Raw genomic sequence first — 17,850 nt, 5'->3', positions numbered from 1 at the left:
GGTTTCAGGATAGACTTTTCACAACCAGCAATTGTCCCTGTGGGAAACCAGCTTTTGTCCCTTATAAACAGCAAACAGCAGCCTGAATGGTTTCAGGCTGCTGTTGTGATTTCAGATCAGGGGAGGGCTCTGGTGAGTTCCAGGGCCTTCGCTGCATTGAGGATGCCAGAACCACATCCCTGGGTGCAGGCACCAGAGGCAAGAGGGGTGGCAGAGCGTTTCAGGATGTCTTTCACCTGGGCAGGAGTGATCTTCGGCTTCAGGGCGTACATCAGGGCCACCACACCGGACACCTGAGGGGTGGCCATGCTGGTGCCTTCCATGAAGGCGTAATACCACTCGCTGCCATCCGGGCTCCACAGGTGAGAGAGAATGCCGTCGCCGTAACCATCGTTGTTGTCATCGCGGGTGGTGTCCCCACCGAAGGCTGCCAGGGTCACATTGGTTCCAAAGTTTCCATAGTAGGTTTTGGTGAGGTTCAGGTTCACAGCGGTCACGGTGATGACGTTGTTGCAGTTGGCCGGAGAGGACCCGGAGGCGTTTTTGCCATCGTTCCCTGCCGCAACCACCACGGTCACGCCACGGGCCACCACATCATTGATGGCGTTCTGGTAGGTCACAGGGCAGGCCGTACCGGTGTATCCCCCCAGGCTCATGTTGATGACTTTCGCTGGTGTGGCATTGGCGGGCATTCCAGGAACACTCATGCCTGCGGCCCAGCGGATGCCGTCAGCAATGTCAGCCATGGAACCGCCGCACTTGCCGAGCACACGGATGTTCTGGATTTTGGTGCCCCAGCCCACCCCGGCCACCCCTTCGGTGTTGTTGGTGGCTCCAGCGACAATGCCGTCCACATGGGTGCCGTGCCAGGAGTTCTCGTAGGTGATGCCGTCATCACAGACGCCCCCGTCCCCAACGTCGGTGGGGTCAGAATCACGTCCGTTGCCATCTCCACCCATCTTGGGATCGGTGAGCATGTCGTAGCCCGCCACATAGTTCGGGATCAGGTCAGGGTGTTTGGTTTGACCAGTGTCCAGCACGGCGACCACCACGTTGCTGCCCCGGCTGTAATCCCAGGCTTTGGGCATGTTCAGTTTGGGCAGGTGCCACTGCAGCGAGTAGAACTGGTCATTGGGCACAGCAGCAGGCTTGAAAACGTAGTTGGGTTCAGCGTATTCAATGTCGAAGAACTTGTTCAGTTTGTCCAGCGCCTGTCTGGTTTTCTTGTCCAGGGCATCAATCACGCTGCCTCCGGCCTTCACATCCAGACCCAGCACGGACACCGAGAGTCCAGAGTCCTCGGAAAATTCCACCAGGAAAGATCCATCTCCAAGCTCACGGATGGGACTCAGGTTGATGCCTGCCTTGGCCAGCTGTTTGAAAATGCCGTTGGCATTGCCTTTCTTCTTGAATTTGACAATCAGCTGACCCGGCACCACACCCACGGGCTGGGCCCTGGCATGGGGGTTCTTCTTGGTGGTGACCTCTTTGTTTTTCTGCGCGGTGGCTGCTCCACACAGCAGAAGACCAATCAGAAGTGCAGATTTCATTCTCATGCCTTCAGTTATAGAGAGCAGCACAGTGAGAAAGGACACGGGATTCTAAAGGTTTACTTCAGGATGCAACTGTCTCAATGAACCCTAAAGGTGAAACATGGGCATTCCCAATGTCGTATATATAATGCAATGGAAAACATTCAATGGGCACTGGAACTTCAGGATGTGAACAAAACTTTCGGATCATTCAAGGCTGTAGACCACCTCACCCTGAGGATCGGGACAGGGCAGATTTACGCCCTCCTGGGCCCCAACGGTGCAGGCAAGACCACCACCCTGCGCATGATTGCAGGTCTCTTGATCCCCGATGGCGGAGAGATCCAGATTCTGGGCCAGAGCGTGATTTCAAACCCGCAAGCAGCCAAAAGACCCCTGGCTTACCTGCCAGACGAGCCCCTGCTGTACGGCAAGTTGCGCCCGATGGAGTACCTGGAATTTGTGGCCGGACTGTGGGGCATGAATGCCACGGAGGCCTATCAGGAAGCACAGGAACTGCTGAAATGGCTGGACCTGTGGGAGCACCGCAGTGCCTTTGCTGAAAGCTATTCCAGAGGCATGAAACAGAAGCTGGCCCTCGCTGGAGCCCTGATCCACAAACCGCAGGTGATGATTCTGGATGAGCCCCTCACCGGACTTGATGCTGCTGCAGCCCGACAGGTCAAGGACCTGCTCTCCCAGTTTGTGAAAGACGGCAACACCGTGGTCCTGACCACCCACATCCTGGAAGTTGCAGAGCGCATGTCTGAACGGATTGCCATCATCAACAAAGGCCAGATCATTGCAGAGGGTTCCCTGCAGGAACTCCGCCTCCAGAGCGGTGAAGCCCAGGGCACCCTTGAAGATGTCTTTCTGGAACTGGTGGGGGCTGGATCATGAGGCCAGGCAGCCTCCCTTGGCTGCTGCGGTTCGAGGTGCTGCTGTACTGGCGTTCGCTTTTCTCCTCCAGCCAGAAATGGGTGGTGATCCTGCTGGGTGTCCTTGTGCTCGGGGCCATCGGCGGCATGTGGTTTTTGCTTCGTGAGCACAGCCAGACGCTCAGGGCAGGACCTGCGGAATTGCCTCAGCCCCTCCTGCTGCCCCTCACCCTGTTTGGGTTGTTTGCGGCCCTCCTGATGGTCACCACGGCCATCCAGACCAGTGTGAAGGTGATGTTTGAACGCAAGGACCTGGACCTGCTGATCTCCTCGCCGGTCAGCACCCGTGGCATTTTTGCCGTCAGGGTGCTGGGTGTGGTTCTTGCCGTCACCATCTGGTGGATGCTGCTGGGAACAGCCGTTGCCATTCTGGGGCTCCTGCTGGGCACCTGGAGGTTCCTGGGCCTTCCGGTGGGCTTCCTGACCCTGGGAAGTGTGATTTCCACCCTGGCGGTCGGTCTGACTTTCCTGCTGGTGAAAAGCATCGGCGTGCAGCGCACCAGAACCATCATTCAGGTGTTGACGGTGTTGCTGGGTGCAGTGCTTTTTCTGGGAACGCAACTGCCCAACCTGATGGGCACCTCAGGCCAGGGTGGGTTCGGGGACCGGGCTGCCCGCTGGTTTGTGGAAGTCCAGCAGCAACTGCCAGAAAGCTCCCCTTTGTGGTACTGGGCCAGAAGCCTGTGGCTGGAACCCGTGCCCACCCTGATCACCGTCGCGATTGGCCTGCTGTTTCTCACCCTGGTGATTTTCTCCTCCCACCGTGCCTACCTCAAAGGGGCCAGCGAAGCCAGTGGATTCAACCGCCCCAGACCAGAACGCCTGAAAACGGTCCCCTTTCGCTCTGGTGTTTTTCAATTGCTGTGGCTCAAAGAATGGAAGCTGGTGCTCAGGGACCCTGCACTTTTTTCCCAGCTTCTGCTGCAGGTGGTCTATATGCTCCCCCTGGTTTTCGTGCTGTCTGGTGCAGGGCGTGGCAACGCCATGTCCAGCCTGATGAATCCTGCTTTCTGGGTGGCAGGGGTGGTGCTCATTTCCTCGACCCTCACCGGATGGCTCTCTCGCATCTTCATTGGGGCCGAAGACCTGCCTGACCTGCTGAGCATGGCCCCTCATCCCAGAGGCACCCTGAGAAGGCAGAAAATGTGGATCACCCTGCTGCCTGTGCTGTTGATTTTTGTCCCACTTGCCCTGCTGCTGGGCAAAAGCAGTCCGGTCCTGATGCTGATGGGGGTTGCACTGGTCTGCATCAGTTGCCTGACCATTGCCTACCTGCAAACCCAGTGGGCACAGCCCATCAAACGGGCCGACCTCATGAACAAAAGCGGCAAAGGGCAGGGCAACGCCATGCAGGGCTTTGTGGAACTCTTCACCTCTGTGGGCTGGGCCGGGGTGATTGCTGCCTATGGACAGAACAACACCACCTGGATGCTGATTGCAGGTGGTGTTGCGGTTTTCTTTCCTTTGCTGTTCACCGTGCTCAACTGGAAGCGGGGGAGCACGCTGGGGTATTAAGTTTGGGGTGGGCGTTTGAGGTTGCTGAGTGTGAGATCCCCCCGCACTTCGCTTCGCTTGGTGGTCCCCCCTTAAGGAAAGGGGTTTGGTGGAGACTTCAATTGGAAGCCATCCCAGACGCACACCAAGTCCCCCTTTGTTAAGGGGGACCGCTTCGAGTGAAACGAGAAGCAGGGGGATTTATTTCGCGTCGTACCAGCTCTTTCCAGTCCCGACTTCCACGGTCAGAGGCACTTTCAGCTCAAAAGCTCCTTCCATGCAGGATTTGAGGATCTTGCTGACCTCTTCCACACGGTCCTCTGGCACTTCGAGGACCAGTTCGTCATGGACCTGCAAAGTCAGGCTGGCTCCGGTGCCCTCGAGGGAACTGTCCAGAGCAAGCATGGCCTTTTTGATGATGTCTGCAGCGGTGCCCTGGATCGGCATGTTGTAGGCCACACGTTCTGCGGCTTCGCGGGCCACCTTGTTCTTGGTGTGAATCTCGGGGATGTAGCGCCTGCGCCCGAGCAGGGTCTGCACGTAACCGTGGGTGCGGCAGAACTCCAGGGTGCTTTCAATGTACTCGCGGATTTTGGGGTAGATGTTGAAGTAGCGCTGGATGAAGGTGTTCGCCTCGGCGTAACTGATGCCCAGTTCGTTGGTGAGGCGGTGGGCACTCATGCCGTACAGCACCCCGAAGTTGATGGTCTTGGCGGCCCGGCGCTGCATGGGGGTCACGAATTCCTCGTGAATGTTGTAGATCTGAGCAGCAGTGCGGCGGTGGATGTCTGCATCGTGCAGGTAGGCATCGATCATGCTGGGATCGCCCGAGATGTGGGCCAGGATGCGCAGTTCGATCTGGCTGTAGTCGGCGGTCATCACCACATTGCCGGGTTCTGCAATGAAACCCTTGCGGATTTCGCGGCCCAGGTCAGAGCGCACCGGGATGTTCTGCAGGTTGGGGTTCAGGCTGCTGAGGCGTCCGGTGGCGGCCACGGTCTGGGCGAAGGTGGTGTGCAGGCGTCCGGTTTTGGGGTGAACCAGAGAGGGAAGAGGGTCCAGATAGGTCCCTTTCAGTTTTGCCATCTCACGGTATTCCAGAAGGCGGCCCACGATGGGGTGCTCTTCCCGCAGTTCCTCCAGCACACTGGCCGCAGTGGAACGTTTTCCGGTCAGTTTGGTCTTCTTGCCACTGGCAAGTTGCAGTTCGTCGTACAGGATGGTTTCAAGCTGGTCGCGGGAGTTCACATTGAATTCGCGGCCTGCAAATCCGTAGATGGACTGCTCCAGATTGCGAAGCTGCTGCCCCACACTCTCAGACAGGCCTTTCAGGAAGGGAACATCCAGCTTCACGCCTTTCAGTTCCATTTTGGCCAGCACGCACATCAGGGGTTTTTCCAGATCTTCGTACAGGGCTTTCTGTTCTGCATTGAAAAGTTTGGGCAACTCGTCCAGCATCTTGCGGGTGATGCTGGCCTGCTGTGCAACGTCATCCGGCCACTCCAGATGCAGGTAACGCTGGGCCACATCTCCAGGACTGGTGAAGTTGGGGTCCAGCACGTACGCCATCAGCAGGGGATCGTCCCCAGGATCAACCGTCACCCCATTCAGGGTGGCCAGTGTGGTGAGCTCCTTGGCATTCGCTGCACGCACATCCTGCAGGCCTTTCAGAACCTCAAAGCTGGGAGGCATGGCAATGTATGCGGCTTCCTCGGTGGCATATGCCACGGCTTTCAGATCGGCAGTCAGATCATGCAGTTTGCTGACCCCAAAGGCCCACACGGCGTCTGCAGGGGCATCCTGCCACTCAGTGGCGACTTTTGCTGCAACCTGTGACCCCACCCCAAGTTCTTTCAGGATGGAGCGGAATTCCAGCTCATTCAGCAGTTCCCTGAGGTCATCGTCCTGCATGGAACGCTGGTGCGCCTCGGAGAAGTCCAGACCGATGTCCAGGTCAATCACCATGCGGGAGAGCTCACGCGAGAACAGCACATCGTCGTAACTGGCCAGAATCTTTTCAGCCACTTTGGGGGGCTTCAGGGTGCCCTCTTTTGCTGCAGCCAGAATGTTGTCCAGGGTCTGGTGCTCCTGCAGCAGTTTCGCAGCGGTCTTCTCACCGATGCCCTTGGCCCCTGGGATGTTGTCACTGGGGTCCCCGATCATGGCGCGGAAATCCACCCACTGGTCCACCGTGACCCCGTATTTTTCCTTCACACCCTCTTCGGTCATCAGGGACCAGTCGCTGCGGATCACCTGCACGTTCTTGTTGATCAACTGGTAAGAGTCCCGGTCGCTGGTGAGGATGTGAACGATGTACCCCTCTTTTTCGGCTTTCTTGGAGAGGGTCCCGATGATGTCATCCGCCTCATACCCTTCAACCTCAAAGCGTTTGATGCCCATCAGGTCAAGCACCTGCTTGATGCGCTTGATCTGACCAGGAAGGTCCTGGGGCATCTCCGCACGGCCTGCCTTGTACCCCTCGTACTGGTCGTGACGGAAGGTGCGCCCGATGTCGAAGGTCACCAGAATGCAGTGACCCTCATCTTTCAGAAGTCGGGTGATGGTTTTCAGGAACCCGAACACCGCGTTCAGCGATTCCCCTCTGGAGTTGGTCAGTGAAGTGATGGCAAAGTAGGATCGGAAGGCCAGGGCATGGCCGTCCACAATCACAATTTTCTTGATTCCTGCACCCTGGGAATTTGTTACAGACATAACGCCATTTTATCAAATTCACGCACACACGAATGGCATCTGGTGTCTCATACGTGGAGGGCAGAACAGAGGGTTCCAAAAACCAAAACCCGTTCCATTTGGAACGGGTTTTGGCAGAGGGGGAATCACCGCGCCCCGAGCACTTCCACTTCAAAAATCAGGGTGGCGTTGGGGGGAATCACGCCGGGAATGCCGTGACGGCCATAGGCAAGATCTCCAGGGATGGTCAGGATGGCCTTGTCACCCACATTGAGCTGCAAAAGACCCTGGTCCCAGCCCGCAATGACGTGACCCACACCCACAGGGAACACCAGGGGTTCGCCCCGGTCCACGGAAGAGTCAAACTTGCGGCCATCTTCGAATTTTCCAGTGTAGTGCACGCTGACGGTCTGGCCTTTTTGAACCTGGGGGCCTGTGCCTTCGTGCAGTTTTTCGATCTTCAGTTCCGACATGTCGGTCAGTCTAGCATTTTGAAGCGCATCGCAGACCAGATTTTGTCTACAGAAATCATGGACGTTCCTTGCAGCCCCTGGGTTCTCATGAACGTGTGGATGGTGTCCCTGTGAAAGGCCTTGTTGCCTTTGGGGTACAGAAGCCAGATCAGGGTGTTTTTTTTGATGGCCCCTCTGAGGTCTGGCAGCAAAGCTTCAAGTTCCTGCTGGTTGTGAGCGTGGGCCACCACAGCATCAGGATCAGCAGTGGTGTTCCCGGTGATGTGCTCCTCCGGTGTGGGTTGAGGTTCCCCAAACACCTGAATGCGCAGCTCTGGCTTCAAATGCATCTTTTCCCTGGCTGATTTGCTGGAAGGTTGAGGCATGCTCCAGTCTAAAATTTCTGTGCTTCTGAATGCCATGTTGTGAAAGGGCTTTGTTAAGATGACTCTCAATGAGCACCTCAGATTACAGCCTGAATTTTTCTGCCCTGGAGTGGGAGGAACTCTGTCAGGTACCTGTGCTGGCAGGCATTGTCGTGATGGATGCACACCCATCAGGATGGCTGGGCACCCTGGAAGAGTTGAAACGCCTGAAAGCCAGCATCGAACCCTCTGAACAGGACCATCCCCTGGTGGCCGAGGTGAAAAAATCCATTGTTGCCCAGGACCTGATCGGGCCTGAACGTGAGACCCCTTTCGAGCAGATCCGTGATCGCACCCTGAGCATGTTGCGTGGCCTCTCCGAGGCCCTGAAAGAGAAGGTGGACGATGATGCCAGGAGCGCCTACATCACCTTTGTGAAGACGGTGATGTTGCAGGTGGCGGAGGCTTTCAGGGAAGGAGGGCTCCTCAGCACACAGAGGGACAACATCAGCGAACAGGAACGTGCCATCATCGATGAACTTTCTGCTGTCATTGATCCTGTGGTCTGACGGCTCTGGGTGTGACGGCCTCCTGTATCCAATGGGAGGCAATTTTGTTAGGATTCACCCATGACCCGCAACCCCACAGAATTTGGTTTGAACGATCAGGAATGGAACACCCTGCTGTTGACCCCGGTCCTTGCAGGACTGACGGTGGCCCATGCCCACGCCTCAGGTTTGACCGGAGTGCGGGCAGAGCAGGAAGCCCTTGAAGCCTGCTTTGCAGAAAACAGCGACGACCATGCCCTGATTGCCCACCTGAAAACCGAGGTGCTGAAACGGGGTCTGCTGGAGCAGAAACCCGACACCAATGGCGCAGACCTGAAAGCGTTCACCCAGGGGCAGCTCCTGATGGTCAAAGGACTGCTTGAACGCAAAACCAACAGCGAAATCTACCGTGCTTACAGTGATTTTCTGGGCAAGGTCATGAGCCGTGTGGCAGGTGCTGCCCGTGAGGGTGGCCTCTTCAATGCAGAACCCAACAAGATCAGCGACATTGAGCTGCAGGTGATGTCTGAACTGCTCAAAACGCTGGAATGAACATCAGCTTAAAAGCAAAGGGACGCCTTAAGGCGTCCCTTTGCTTTTAAGCTGATGGCTGAAAGCTGACTGCTGAACGCTTTTTCAGTACACGCTTTCTTTGCCAGGGAAGATGGCCTCAATGCGGGCCAGCACATCGTCACTGAGCTTCACGCCAGCAGCGCGGATGTTGTCTTCCACATGACTGACTTTGGTGGCCCCAATGATGGCGCTTGACACGCCTTTCTGACGCAGCACCCAGGCCAGGGCCAGTTCGCTGCGGGTCAGGCCCAGTTCGTCCGCAATGGTTTTCAGTTGCTTGACCTTCTCAACGTTTTCATCGGTGACAAAGCGCTTGGCGAACCCCTCGTTCTGGGCCATGCGGGTGCCTTCAGGGATGCCATTGTCGTACTTGCCGGTCAGCATGCCCATGCCCAGAGGGCTCCAGACCACCAGACCCAGGCCGTGGGGGTCGGTGTAGGGCAGAATTTCTTTCTCCACCCGGTCACGGTACATCAGACTGTACTGCGGTTGCTCAACCACAGGGGCATGCAGGCCATTGGCTTTTGCAAAGGCCACCGCTTCAGCAATCTGGGCAGCGGTCCACTCGCTGGTTCCCCAGTACAGTGCGCGACCAGAACGAACCACCTGATCGAAAGCCATGACGGTTTCTTCGATGGGCGTTTCCACGTCATAGCGGTGTGCAAAGTAGATGTCCAGGTAATCGGTCTGCAGGCGCTTGAGGCTGCGGTCAATGCTTTCCAGGATGTGCTTGCGGCTCAGGCCACGGTCGTTCACATCCTCGGACATGGGCCAGTACACCTTGCTGGAGATCACCAGACGGTGGCGGGGCAGTTCTTTCAGCACAGCGCCCATCATCTCTTCAGATTTTCCTGTGGCGTACACATCGGCCTGGTCGAAGAAGTTGATGCCTGATTCAAAGGCCTTGAGGATGATGTCACGGGTCAGGTCGGTGTCGGTCACCTGGTTTCCGAAAGTCACCCAGCCCCCGAGAGAAATTTCACTGACTTTCAGACCACTTCTGCCCAGTTTGCGGTATTCCATGTTTCACTCCTCAAAAATCGAACTTTACCGCGTACACTTTACCTTCTGGGTCTGCTTTTCAATGCCGCAGAATCTCACAATTTCGGGTAGGCAAGACGGCTTAGGTGGACACGGTAGAGTCCCGCTGGCATTGTGCAGCAGCGGGATTCTGGATTTTTCCTGAGGCTTTGAAAGTCAGCTGAAACCAGACAGTTGACCAAACAGCTCACTCAGATGCTGTTGTACCTGTCCCGGTGAATCACGTAGGCCATGCCCAGCGTGGCCATCACCGAAATCAGGGAACTCAGGCCGTAGGACACCAGTGGCAGGGTGATCCCTGTGAGGGGAAGCAGGGACATTGCTGCTCCCATGTTCTCCAGGGCCTGCACGCCCAGTTGCCCCAGCACCCCTGCAAAGAGCAACTGGTCCTGCAGGTGAGGGCTCTCACCTCCCATGACTGCAAGCCGCCAGAACAGGGCTCCGAACAGCACCAGCAGGAAAATGGCACCAATGAAGCCCTGCTCCTCTGCCCAGGCTGCAAAAATAAAATCTGTGTGTGGAAAGGGCACAAAGCCGTTCTGGGTCTGGCTGCCCTGCTTGTAGCCTTTTCCCATCAGGCCACCAGACCCAATAGCAATCATGCCCTGCACCTGCTGGTACCCCGAGCCCCGGGCGTCTTGCAGAGGGTTGATGAAGATGGTCAGACGCTGCTGCTGGTAAGGCTGCAGGCGTGGGTACACCACCGTTGGAAAGGCGATGGCAACCGCCAGAATCACTGCAATGAAATGCCACAGGGGAATGCGGTACACCAGCATCATGCCTGCAAAGATGCCTGAGAGCACCATGCCTCCCCCGAAGTCTTCTTTGATCACCAGGCCCAGAACGGGCAAAAAGAGGGCCAGGGGCAGAAAATAACTGCGCAGTCCCTGATAGCCCCCTTTCATCACCCGGGCGAGCGTGATGATCAGGGCCACTTTGGCGATCTCCAGAGGCTGGAACTGCAATGGACCAATCACCAGCCAGTTGCGTGAACCGTTCACTTCACGGCCAATCACCATGGTGGCGACCAGCAGCAGAAGGGCGGCAATGTAGATCAGGAAGGAAAACCGGTAGAGCCGTTCCCGGCCCAGAAACCACAGGGCAGCAATGGGAACCAGACTGAGGCCAATCCCCAGAATCTGTTTCTGAAAATCTCCGGGTGTGGCAGCAGAACTGACCGCGATCAGTCCCACGCCAAGCAGGGCCAGCACCAGGAGAGGAAGGGCAACTTCGTAACGAATCATCTGTACCAGAGTAAAGCTTTTGGGTTGCAGCTGTGTGAAAGAAGGTGAGGCAAAAAAGTGTCTGCGGTGGATTTGCCGCTCGCACCGCAGACTGCCGCTGAGGAATGGAAAGGGATGAGAACCTGTCTGTTCAGACGGGGAAGAACAGGTTCTGCCGCAACGCTGTTCTGCCACCGGGTTCTCCAGAAGGAGAGGGGAAATGTCCTGAAAAGGTCATCTCAGGAAAGGGTTTTGTGTGGAGGCCCGGGCAGGAAAAAAGACCTCTTGAACCTGCAATCTGTCCGGGAACGGCTGAAAGGCGCTTGCACAGAATTTCATGTGCGCCAGAGAAAAGTGATTCTGGTTTTGTTGTCCAGAAAGGAAAAACAGTCTTGCTTGAAAACAGAAGGCTCCAAATCAAAAGTGCCTTCGACCTGCTTTCAGAAAAGCTGGAGTGACAGATCACATCTGGAACGACGTTTTTGTTGGAAAGCGCTTTCAGGTGGTCCATCACTCTGCCTCCTTTCTGCTGAAAAAATCCTCTACTGAAGCTCGGTGTATCGGAAAAAGTCAAAGTCTGCTGCTTTGCGGGTGCCCGCGAGGTCCTGGGCACACAGTCCCACAAACGCTCCGGTGAAGCCCAGATTGTTGGCGTAATCATCTGACAGTTTTCTGGACTCGAAATCGGGTCCCACACGCTGCCAGGATTGACCATCCAGCGAATAATCAAAATGGAAGGTCTGGTGCTCAAAGTGCACCTGCATCCACACCTTTTGCTGGTCTGTTGCCAGAGGAATTTCTTCTGAGGGTTCATCGTATTGTCCTGCGTCACAGCTGATCAGTTGCAGGTTCCTGCCGTTTTCTTCGCTGTGACTCACCCTCAGGTAAACCCAGTGTTTCACATCGTAGAAAGCGATCAGTCCTGCCATCTGCTGGAAATGGTCTGGCTCGAATTCCACACAGGTTTCTGCTTCAGCATGAAATGCCTGCAGTCGTCTGGCAATCAGGCTCTGACGGAATCTGGAGAGCAAAGACTCCTGACCTTTCAAACGCAGGTGTCCGGATCTTTCAGTTAAGCTCAGCCAGTCTGGAGTCACCGGAATGCGCAGGCTCTGAAAGTGGGGGTTCAGGTCCTCTGAATCGAAATCATCCTTTTCGGGTTCTTTCGGCCAGGGGTGAGGGGGCAGTTGAGGAGCAGGGACAGACTGTTCGGGGGTGTTTTTGCCTCCCACAAGCCTGAGCCAGCCATCTTCATTCCACTCCACTTTTTGCAGGGCAGTTTCCCGGCCAAGGATGCAGTGCCCCAGTGCTCCGGTTTCGAGCGGTCTGCCGCACAGGTGGGCCAGATACCATTCTCCTGAGGGCGTGTCGGTCAGGCTTCCGTGACCGGCTTTCTGCAGAGGCAACTCAGGATGATCCTTTGAAGTCAGCAGGGGAGAGGAGGGGTCAAGTTCATAAGGCCCGGCAATGCTTCTGGACCTTGCCATGGTGACGGCGTGGTTGTACCCGGTTCCACCTTCAGCGACCATCAGGTGATAGAAGCCATCCCTTTTGTAGAGGTGCGGGCCTTCTGTCAGACCCAGTGATGAGCCTTTGAAGATGTTCCTGACAGGTCCAACCAGCTTTTGCTGCACAGGGTCGTACTCCTGCAGCACAATCCCTGCAAAGTGGTTCTTGCCATTGCGCCAGTCCCACAGCATGTTGAGGAGCCACTTCCTGCCGTCATCGTCGTGAAACAGGCTGGGATCAAAACCACTGGAATTCAGGTAAATCGGCTCGCTCCAGGGGCCTTCGATGCTGTCTGCGGTCACCAGGTAATTGTGGGTGTCTTTGAAAGGCTCCCGCAGGTTTCCCCAGTGCTTCACGTCGGTGTAGATCAGGTAAAACTTCTCTCCATCATGGGTCAGGCAGGGGGCCCAGATTCCGCCAGAATCGGGATTCCCGGTCATGTCCAGCTGTGACTTGCGCGTGAGGGGCCGGGTCAGCAGCCTCCAGTTCACCAGATCCTTTGAGTGATGGATTTCCACACCGGGAAACCACTCGAAGGTGGAGGTCGCCAGATAGAAATCCTCACCCACCCGCAGAATGCTCGGATCAGGATGAAAACCCCGTAAAACGGGGTTCTCGATCCTGTGAGCTTGCAGCTCAGCAGGGGTTATTGCTGTTTCAGGAAGTCCTGATACCATAATGCGCTGTCTTTCAGGATGCGTTTCTGGGATTCGTAATCCACGTAGACCACACCGAAGCGCTTGCTGTACCCAAAAGCCCATTCAAAGTTGTCCATCAGGGACCACACGAAGTAGCCCTTGAGGGGCACCCCAGCTTCGATGGTTTGGTGAGCGGCTTTGAAGTGCTCACGCAGGTAGTTGACGCGGCCCTCATCGTGCACGTGACCGTCTTCTGCCACCACATCGGGGTAGGCTGCTCCGTTTTCGGTGATGTACAGGTCGGGCAGGTTGTAGTCCCCATTCAGGCGGATCAGCAGGTCGCTGAGGCCACTGGGGTAGACTTCCCAGCCCATGTCGGTGTACTCGGTGTTTTCGGGCAGTTTTTTGTCTTCGGTGGAAACAAAAGAACGGGTGTAGTAGTTGATGCCCATGAAGTCAATTGGCTGCGAAGCAAGTTCCAGATCACCAGGCAGCACAGTGGGGCGCACATCTTCGCTGTAGTGGTCCCACACATCCTGGGGGTAGGAGCCCTTCAGGATGGGGTCCAGGAACCAGCGGTTGCCCTTGCCATCAGCAAGCCAGGCTTCTGCTTTGTCTGCTTCGCTCTCGGTGGCAGGGTAGGCAGGGGTCAGGTTCAGCACGATGCCCAGTTGACTGGTGAGGTTCATGGCACGCAGGCGTTGCAGGGCCAGACCGTGGGCGAGGTGAAGGTGATGGGCCACAGCAAGAGCGGCTTTGCGGTCAAACTTGCCAGGGGCGTGGTGCCCCAGTTCGTTGGAGAGGATGGACACGCACCAGGGCTCATTGAAGGTGGCATAGCTCTTGACGCGGCTTCCCAGACGGTCAGCGACCACGGCGCAGTAATCTGCGAAGTAATAGGCCACATCACGGTTTTCCCAGCCTCCGATGTCCTGCAGGCACTGTGGAAGATCCCAGTGGTACAGGGTCACGTGAGGTTCAATGCCACGCTCAATCAGGCCATCCACGATGCGCTCGTAGAAGTCAAGGCCCTTCTGGTTGACCTCACCTTTTCCGGTGGGGATGATGCGGGGCCAGGCGATGGAGAAACGGTAGGCCTGCACGCCGAGGCTCTTGATCAGGTCGAGGTCCTGCTCCCACAGGTGGTAGTGGTCACAGGCAACGTCCCCATTGGTGCCATCGATGATTTTTCCATCAGTGGCACAGAAGGTGTCCCAGATGGAGGGGCTGCGGCCATCCTCGAAAGCTGCACCTTCGATCTGGAAGCTGGAGGTGGCGGTTCCCCACACGAAGCCCTTGGGAAACTGGGGCATGCCCTCAGCAGAGATTTTTTGAATGGGTTCTGCAGATTTGACAGTCATGTTGAAATTCCTTAGCCTTTCACAGCCCCGGAGGTGATTCCGGACACCAGCTGACGTGAGGTGAAGACGAACAGGATCAGGAGGGGCACAGTGGCGATGGCCGTACCGAGCAAAAGGGCTCCCCATTCGGTGGTGCTCAGGCCTTGCAGGCTGCGCAGCACCAGGGGCAGGGTGAAGGTTTCCTGCTCACGCAGCATCACCAGAGCATTGGAGAAGCTGTTCCAGGAACCGATCAATGTGGTCAGACCCAGGGTGGCCATCACGGGGCCGAGCAGGGGCAGCACAACACTCCAGTAGATGCGGAATTCACTGCAACCGTCAATGCGGGCGGCTTCCATCAGTTCTTTGGGAATCGAGGAGACGATGTACTGGCGCATCAGGAAGATCCCAAAAGCGTTGGCTGCACCAGGGAAGTACAGGGCGATGGGTTTTCCGACCCAGCCGATCTGCTGCATGATCAGGTAGTAGGGAACAAGGCCGAGCAGGCTGGGAATCAGCACGGTGCCGAGCAGCAGCCCGAACATCACGCTCTTGCCTTTGAACTCGTACATGGCGAAAGCGTATCCACCCAGGGAGCAGAAGAACAGGGTGAAGATCACCGACATGATGGAGATGTAGGTGCTGTTCCAGAAGGCACGCCAGAAGTTGGCCTTGTCCAGCAGGATCTGGTAGTTGAGGGGCGTGTCGGTGCCGAACCACATGTGGACAGGCAGGTCAAAGGTTTGACCTTTGTCAAAGGTGGCCAGCACAAACATCAGGTACAGAGGGGCCAGGGTGAAGAGGGCCATGAACAGCAGGATGCCGTTGAGGACAATCTTGCCACCGAGGGCGCGTTGCTCGAGAGAGCGGACTTTTGTGGGTTTGACAGTGGTGGTCATGATCAGCCCTCCGTGCTGTTGGCGCTGCGTCCAAAGGCCAGGTTGGTGAGAACGGTGACGATGAGCACCAGAATGAACAGGAACCAGGAGGTTGCAGCTGCGGCACCCATGTCGTTCAGGATGAAGGCGTTGCGGTAGATGTAGTAACCGATGGTTTCACCACTGTTGTCCTGACCACCTGCTGGAGGACCGGACAGCAGAATCAGCACTTCATCGAAGAGGTTGAGGTTCCCGACCACGGTGCCGATGGTGGCGAAGTAAGCGATGGGGCGCAGGAGGGGCAGGGTGATGTACCAGAACTGCTGCATGCGGCTGGCACCGTCCACTTCGGCGGCCTCGTAGATGTCGCTGGAAATGGTCTGCAGACCGGCGAGGTACAGCACGGTGTTGTAACCGAAGTAACGCCAGAAGATCAGGATGCACAACAGGGGCTTGGTGTAATCCTTGTCGAAGGTCCACTTGATGTAGTTTTCGCCTTCCTTGTCAGGGATGATCGAGCCCAGAATGGGGAAATCGTTCAGCCACAGCAGGAACTGGTTGACCACACCGCGTTGCTCACTGAAGAGCACGGAAACCACGATGGCAATGGCCACCGTCGAGGTGACGTAAGGCACCAGGAAGGCGGCAGTGAAAAAGTGCTTGAAGCGCTTGACCTGGGTGTGCAGGATGTAGGCCAGCGGAATGGCCACGAGGTGCTGGGGAAGACCGGAAACGATGGCAATCCACAGCGTGTTGTAGATGGTGGTTCTGAACTCTTTGTCCCCGAGAACGAAAGTGAAGTTCTCCAGGCCCACGTATTTCATGCTGGACAGCCCACTTGCGGAGTTCCAGCTGCTGAAGGACAGCACCAGTGAAAACACGATGGGGAAGAGGCCGAAAATGGCGAACAGAATAAAAAACGGACTGACAAAAACGTATGGCGCAGCATCCTTCTGGAAGGTGTTCCAGTTGAAGGACTTCCGTTGTATCTCTTTTTTGGTGGTGGTGGTCATAAAACTCCTTACCCTCTTGCACCTTTCTTCTGAACTGTCCGAGAGTGGCTTTTGAATCTCTCAGATGTTGCCTGTCTGTTTCCGGACAGCCCTCAAGGTTTTGCTCCCCAATGCCTCCCTTGTAGAGGCATTGGGGAGGAGAGCACGAAAACGCTACAGCTTAGTTGCCGCGCTTGACGCGACGCTCAACGAGGGTCTGGGCTTCGTCCAGAGCAGCCTTGATGTCGGCTCCGTCGTTCAGGATCTTGGTCAGAGCAGCGCCGAAAGCGTCGTCTGCCACGGAGTCAAACTTGTTGGCATCGAAGGGGATGGTGTTGTTGGCAGCGCGGACCCACATGTTGCGGGCAGTGGTCTGACCACCGAGGAAGGCCACGGGTTGCTTGAGGAGGGCATCTTTCTGGGCAGCTTTGAGGGAAGGCAGAGCGGAGATGGCCTTGAAGCTGTTGAGCTGCACGTCCTTGTTCAGGGCGTAGAACTTGATGAATTCCCAGGCCAGGTCTTTGTTCTTGCTCTGCTTGGGGATGGCCAGGAAGCTTCCGCCCCAGGTGGCGTAGCTCTTGCCGGGCAGGTCAATGGCGCGCCACTTGCCTTTGGTTTCGGGAACGAGGCCCTGCATGGTGCCTTCGAACCAGGCGCCGAAGGGCTGGGTGGCAATCTTGCCTTTGTTCAGGCCGTCGGTCCACTCGGGGCTCCACTCACCGACGTTGGCGTCGAGTTTGGCGTCACGGGCAGCTTTGGCCAGCTGTGCTGCTTTCACGAAGCGGGCGCTGTTCAGGACAGGGTTGCCCTTGGCATCGAAGTAGAGGCTCTCGCCTTTGGCGATGTTGGCGCGGACGTAGGCGCGGGCAATGAAGCCAGCGTTGTGGAGCAGGTAAGCGCCGGTCTTCTCTTTGATCTTCTTACCAGCGTCGATGTAGCTTTCCCAGCTCTTGGTCAGTGCGCCAGTGGACACGCCAGCTTTCTTGAGGATGTCGTCGCGGTAGAACAGGGTGCCGGGGGCGATGTCCACGGGGAACACATACATGCCGCCGTCAGCGTTGGTGGCTTGAGCCCATGCGTACTCGGTGATCAGTTTCTGGTGCTGTTTGGCGCTGTAGGGGGCTTTGCCCAGGTCTTCCAGACCGCCAGACTCACCGAACTTGGCAACGAAGCCGATTTCCACGCAGGCAATGTCCCCGGCGCCGGAGCCAGTGGCCAGGGCGGTGGTCAGGGCGTTGTGGTGGTCACCGTAAGCCAGGGTGTTGACCTTGATGGGGTCGTTTGGGTGGAGTTTGTTCCACATGGGGATGGCTGCTTCGATGGGTTCGTTCAGGTTGGAGAAGCAGTTGACGGTGAGGGTGGCAGCTTGAGCGGCACTACCAAGGGCAAGAACAACAAACAGACCGAGAGCTTTCTTCATACTTTCCTCCACTTCATTCCTCTTCAAGAATGTCGAGACGACTTTAAGAGCAAACGTTTGACCAGTTGAAACCGCTTTCAGGTGGGCTGGTGGGTTTTATGTCATGGACCCTGAAACCTCCGTGAAAGAGCCTTGCGGACTCAGCGCAACAGCGCTGTGGATTCACGAACAATGAGCTGGGACTGGAAGTTGTGCAGCGTGTAGGGCTTGTTTTCC

General features: G+C 56.6%; 16 protein-coding genes. 5 read left to right on the top strand and 11 right to left on the bottom strand.

What is annotated here, in order from left to right; genetic code table 11:
- Positions 1 to 116: 116 nt before the first annotated feature.
- The gene (locus DC3_RS28105) at positions 117 to 1,550 is read right to left on the bottom strand and encodes a S8 family peptidase (protein WP_186816325.1); all 1,434 of its coding nucleotides are present in this window, start codon (positions 1,548 to 1,550) and stop codon (positions 117 to 119) included.
- 135 nt (positions 1,551 to 1,685) lie between these two features.
- On the opposite strand from DC3_RS28105, the gene DC3_RS28100 reads away from it, so the two are divergent.
- Both DC3_RS28100 and DC3_RS28095 read left to right on the top strand, forming a co-directional pair.
- Positions 1,686 to 2,432 carry an ABC transporter ATP-binding protein gene (locus DC3_RS28100; RefSeq protein ID WP_146891903.1) on the top strand — a complete coding sequence of 249 codons (747 nt, stop codon included), beginning with the start codon at positions 1,686 to 1,688 and terminating at the stop codon, positions 2,430 to 2,432.
- Positions 2,429 to 3,985 carry a hypothetical protein gene (locus tag DC3_RS28095; protein WP_146891900.1) on the top strand — a complete coding sequence of 519 codons (1,557 nt, stop codon included), beginning with the start codon at positions 2,429 to 2,431 and terminating at the stop codon, positions 3,983 to 3,985. The genes DC3_RS28100 and DC3_RS28095 overlap by 4 nt, the downstream gene beginning before the upstream one ends.
- 180 nt (positions 3,986 to 4,165) lie before the next feature.
- On the opposite strand, the gene polA is transcribed toward DC3_RS28095, so the two are convergent.
- The 3 genes from polA to DC3_RS28080 form a co-directional block, all read right to left on the bottom strand.
- Positions 4,166 to 6,676 carry a DNA polymerase I gene (gene polA / locus DC3_RS28090; protein ID WP_146891897.1) on the bottom strand — a complete coding sequence of 837 codons (2,511 nt, stop codon included), beginning with the start codon at positions 6,674 to 6,676 and terminating at the stop codon, positions 4,166 to 4,168.
- A 125-nt stretch (positions 6,677 to 6,801) separates the two neighbouring features.
- Positions 6,802 to 7,128 (bottom strand): FKBP-type peptidyl-prolyl cis-trans isomerase, encoded by a 327-nt coding sequence (locus tag DC3_RS28085; RefSeq protein WP_146891895.1) that lies wholly within the window; start codon positions 7,126 to 7,128, stop codon positions 6,802 to 6,804.
- Positions 7,129 to 7,133: 5 nt separating this feature from the next.
- Positions 7,134 to 7,493, bottom strand: coding sequence for a DUF3052 family protein (locus DC3_RS28080; protein WP_186816324.1), 360 nt, complete (start codon positions 7,491 to 7,493; stop codon positions 7,134 to 7,136).
- A gap of 68 nt (positions 7,494 to 7,561) precedes the next feature.
- Between DC3_RS28080 and DC3_RS28075 the strand changes: the two genes are divergently transcribed.
- Entirely contained in the window at positions 7,562 to 8,041 is a 480-nt protein-coding gene (locus DC3_RS28075) for a hypothetical protein (protein ID WP_186816323.1), read from the top strand.
- Positions 8,042 to 8,101: 60 nt separating this feature from the next.
- Entirely contained in the window at positions 8,102 to 8,572 is a 471-nt protein-coding gene (locus DC3_RS28070; protein ID WP_146891886.1) for a hypothetical protein, read from the top strand.
- 84 nt (positions 8,573 to 8,656) lie between these two features.
- Here DC3_RS28070 and DC3_RS28065 read toward each other — a convergent pair whose 3' ends face one another.
- Both DC3_RS28065 and DC3_RS28060 read right to left on the bottom strand, forming a co-directional pair.
- Complete coding sequence (locus DC3_RS28065; RefSeq protein ID WP_146891883.1) at positions 8,657 to 9,616, bottom strand: aldo/keto reductase family protein; 960 nt, start codon at positions 9,614 to 9,616, stop codon at positions 8,657 to 8,659.
- A 209-nt stretch (positions 9,617 to 9,825) separates the two neighbouring features.
- A complete protein-coding gene (locus DC3_RS28060) occupies positions 9,826 to 10,878 on the bottom strand; it encodes an FtsW/RodA/SpoVE family cell cycle protein (RefSeq protein WP_146891880.1) in 1,053 nt (350 codons plus the stop codon).
- 104 nt (positions 10,879 to 10,982) lie between these two features.
- Here DC3_RS28060 and DC3_RS28055 point away from each other — a divergent pair, with 104 nt between their 5' ends.
- Positions 10,983 to 11,315 (top strand): hypothetical protein, encoded by a 333-nt coding sequence (locus DC3_RS28055; RefSeq protein WP_146891877.1) that lies wholly within the window; start codon positions 10,983 to 10,985, stop codon positions 11,313 to 11,315.
- A gap of 84 nt (positions 11,316 to 11,399) precedes the next feature.
- Here the strand turns inward: DC3_RS28055 and DC3_RS28050 are convergent, their stop codons facing one another.
- From DC3_RS28050 to DC3_RS28030, 5 genes are all read right to left on the bottom strand, one after another.
- Positions 11,400 to 13,043: a glycoside hydrolase family 43 protein gene (locus tag DC3_RS28050; RefSeq protein ID WP_146891874.1), complete on the bottom strand. Its 1,644-nt coding sequence runs from the start codon at positions 13,041 to 13,043 to the stop codon at positions 11,400 to 11,402.
- The gene (locus DC3_RS28045) at positions 13,013 to 14,365 is read right to left on the bottom strand and encodes a GH1 family beta-glucosidase (protein ID WP_146891870.1); all 1,353 of its coding nucleotides are present in this window, start codon (positions 14,363 to 14,365) and stop codon (positions 13,013 to 13,015) included. Before DC3_RS28045 ends, DC3_RS28050 begins: the two co-directional genes overlap by 31 nt.
- 11 nt (positions 14,366 to 14,376) lie before the next feature.
- On the bottom strand, positions 14,377 to 15,243 hold the full coding sequence (locus DC3_RS28040) for a carbohydrate ABC transporter permease (RefSeq protein WP_146891867.1): 867 nt from the start codon (positions 15,241 to 15,243) through the stop codon (positions 14,377 to 14,379).
- A gap of 2 nt (positions 15,244 to 15,245) precedes the next feature.
- The gene (locus tag DC3_RS28035) at positions 15,246 to 16,235 is read right to left on the bottom strand and encodes a carbohydrate ABC transporter permease (protein WP_146891864.1); all 990 of its coding nucleotides are present in this window, start codon (positions 16,233 to 16,235) and stop codon (positions 15,246 to 15,248) included.
- A gap of 160 nt (positions 16,236 to 16,395) precedes the next feature.
- Positions 16,396 to 17,634, bottom strand: coding sequence for an ABC transporter substrate-binding protein (locus DC3_RS28030; RefSeq protein ID WP_146891861.1), 1,239 nt, complete (start codon positions 17,632 to 17,634; stop codon positions 16,396 to 16,398).
- Positions 17,635 to 17,850: the final 216 nt, after the last annotated feature.

Source organism: Deinococcus cellulosilyticus NBRC 106333 = KACC 11606, assembly GCF_007990775.1.
Classification (GTDB): domain Bacteria; phylum Deinococcota; class Deinococci; order Deinococcales; family Deinococcaceae; genus Deinococcus_C; species Deinococcus_C cellulosilyticus.
Note: the sequence above shows the minus strand (reverse complement) of the source record. Positions and strands in the feature narration are given on the sequence as shown.

Coding starts and splice junctions, on each gene's coding strand:
- polA (WP_146891897.1), bottom strand. CDS start 6,676: ATGTCTGTAACAAATTCCCAGGGTGCAGGAATCAAGAAAATTGTGATT.
- DC3_RS28070 (WP_146891886.1), top strand. CDS start 8,102: ATGACCCGCAACCCCACAGAATTTGGTTTGAACGATCAGGAATGGAAC.
- DC3_RS28050 (WP_146891874.1), bottom strand. CDS start 13,043: ATGGTATCAGGACTTCCTGAAACAGCAATAACCCCTGCTGAGCTGCAA.
- DC3_RS28040 (WP_146891867.1), bottom strand. CDS start 15,243: ATGACCACCACTGTCAAACCCACAAAAGTCCGCTCTCTCGAGCAACGC.
- DC3_RS28055 (WP_146891877.1), top strand. CDS start 10,983: ATGGAAAGGGATGAGAACCTGTCTGTTCAGACGGGGAAGAACAGGTTC.
- DC3_RS28065 (WP_146891883.1), bottom strand. CDS start 9,616: ATGGAATACCGCAAACTGGGCAGAAGTGGTCTGAAAGTCAGTGAAATT.
- DC3_RS28105 (WP_186816325.1), bottom strand. CDS start 1,550: ATGAAATCTGCACTTCTGATTGGTCTTCTGCTGTGTGGAGCAGCCACC.
- DC3_RS28035 (WP_146891864.1), bottom strand. CDS start 16,235: ATGACCACCACCACCAAAAAAGAGATACAACGGAAGTCCTTCAACTGG.
- DC3_RS28100 (WP_146891903.1), top strand. CDS start 1,686: ATGGAAAACATTCAATGGGCACTGGAACTTCAGGATGTGAACAAAACT.
- DC3_RS28075 (WP_186816323.1), top strand. CDS start 7,562: ATGAGCACCTCAGATTACAGCCTGAATTTTTCTGCCCTGGAGTGGGAG.
- DC3_RS28030 (WP_146891861.1), bottom strand. CDS start 17,634: ATGAAGAAAGCTCTCGGTCTGTTTGTTGTTCTTGCCCTTGGTAGTGCC.
- DC3_RS28095 (WP_146891900.1), top strand. CDS start 2,429: ATGAGGCCAGGCAGCCTCCCTTGGCTGCTGCGGTTCGAGGTGCTGCTG.
- DC3_RS28080 (WP_186816324.1), bottom strand. CDS start 7,493: ATGCCTCAACCTTCCAGCAAATCAGCCAGGGAAAAGATGCATTTGAAG.
- DC3_RS28060 (WP_146891880.1), bottom strand. CDS start 10,878: ATGATTCGTTACGAAGTTGCCCTTCCTCTCCTGGTGCTGGCCCTGCTT.
- DC3_RS28085 (WP_146891895.1), bottom strand. CDS start 7,128: ATGTCGGAACTGAAGATCGAAAAACTGCACGAAGGCACAGGCCCCCAG.
- DC3_RS28045 (WP_146891870.1), bottom strand. CDS start 14,365: ATGACTGTCAAATCTGCAGAACCCATTCAAAAAATCTCTGCTGAGGGC.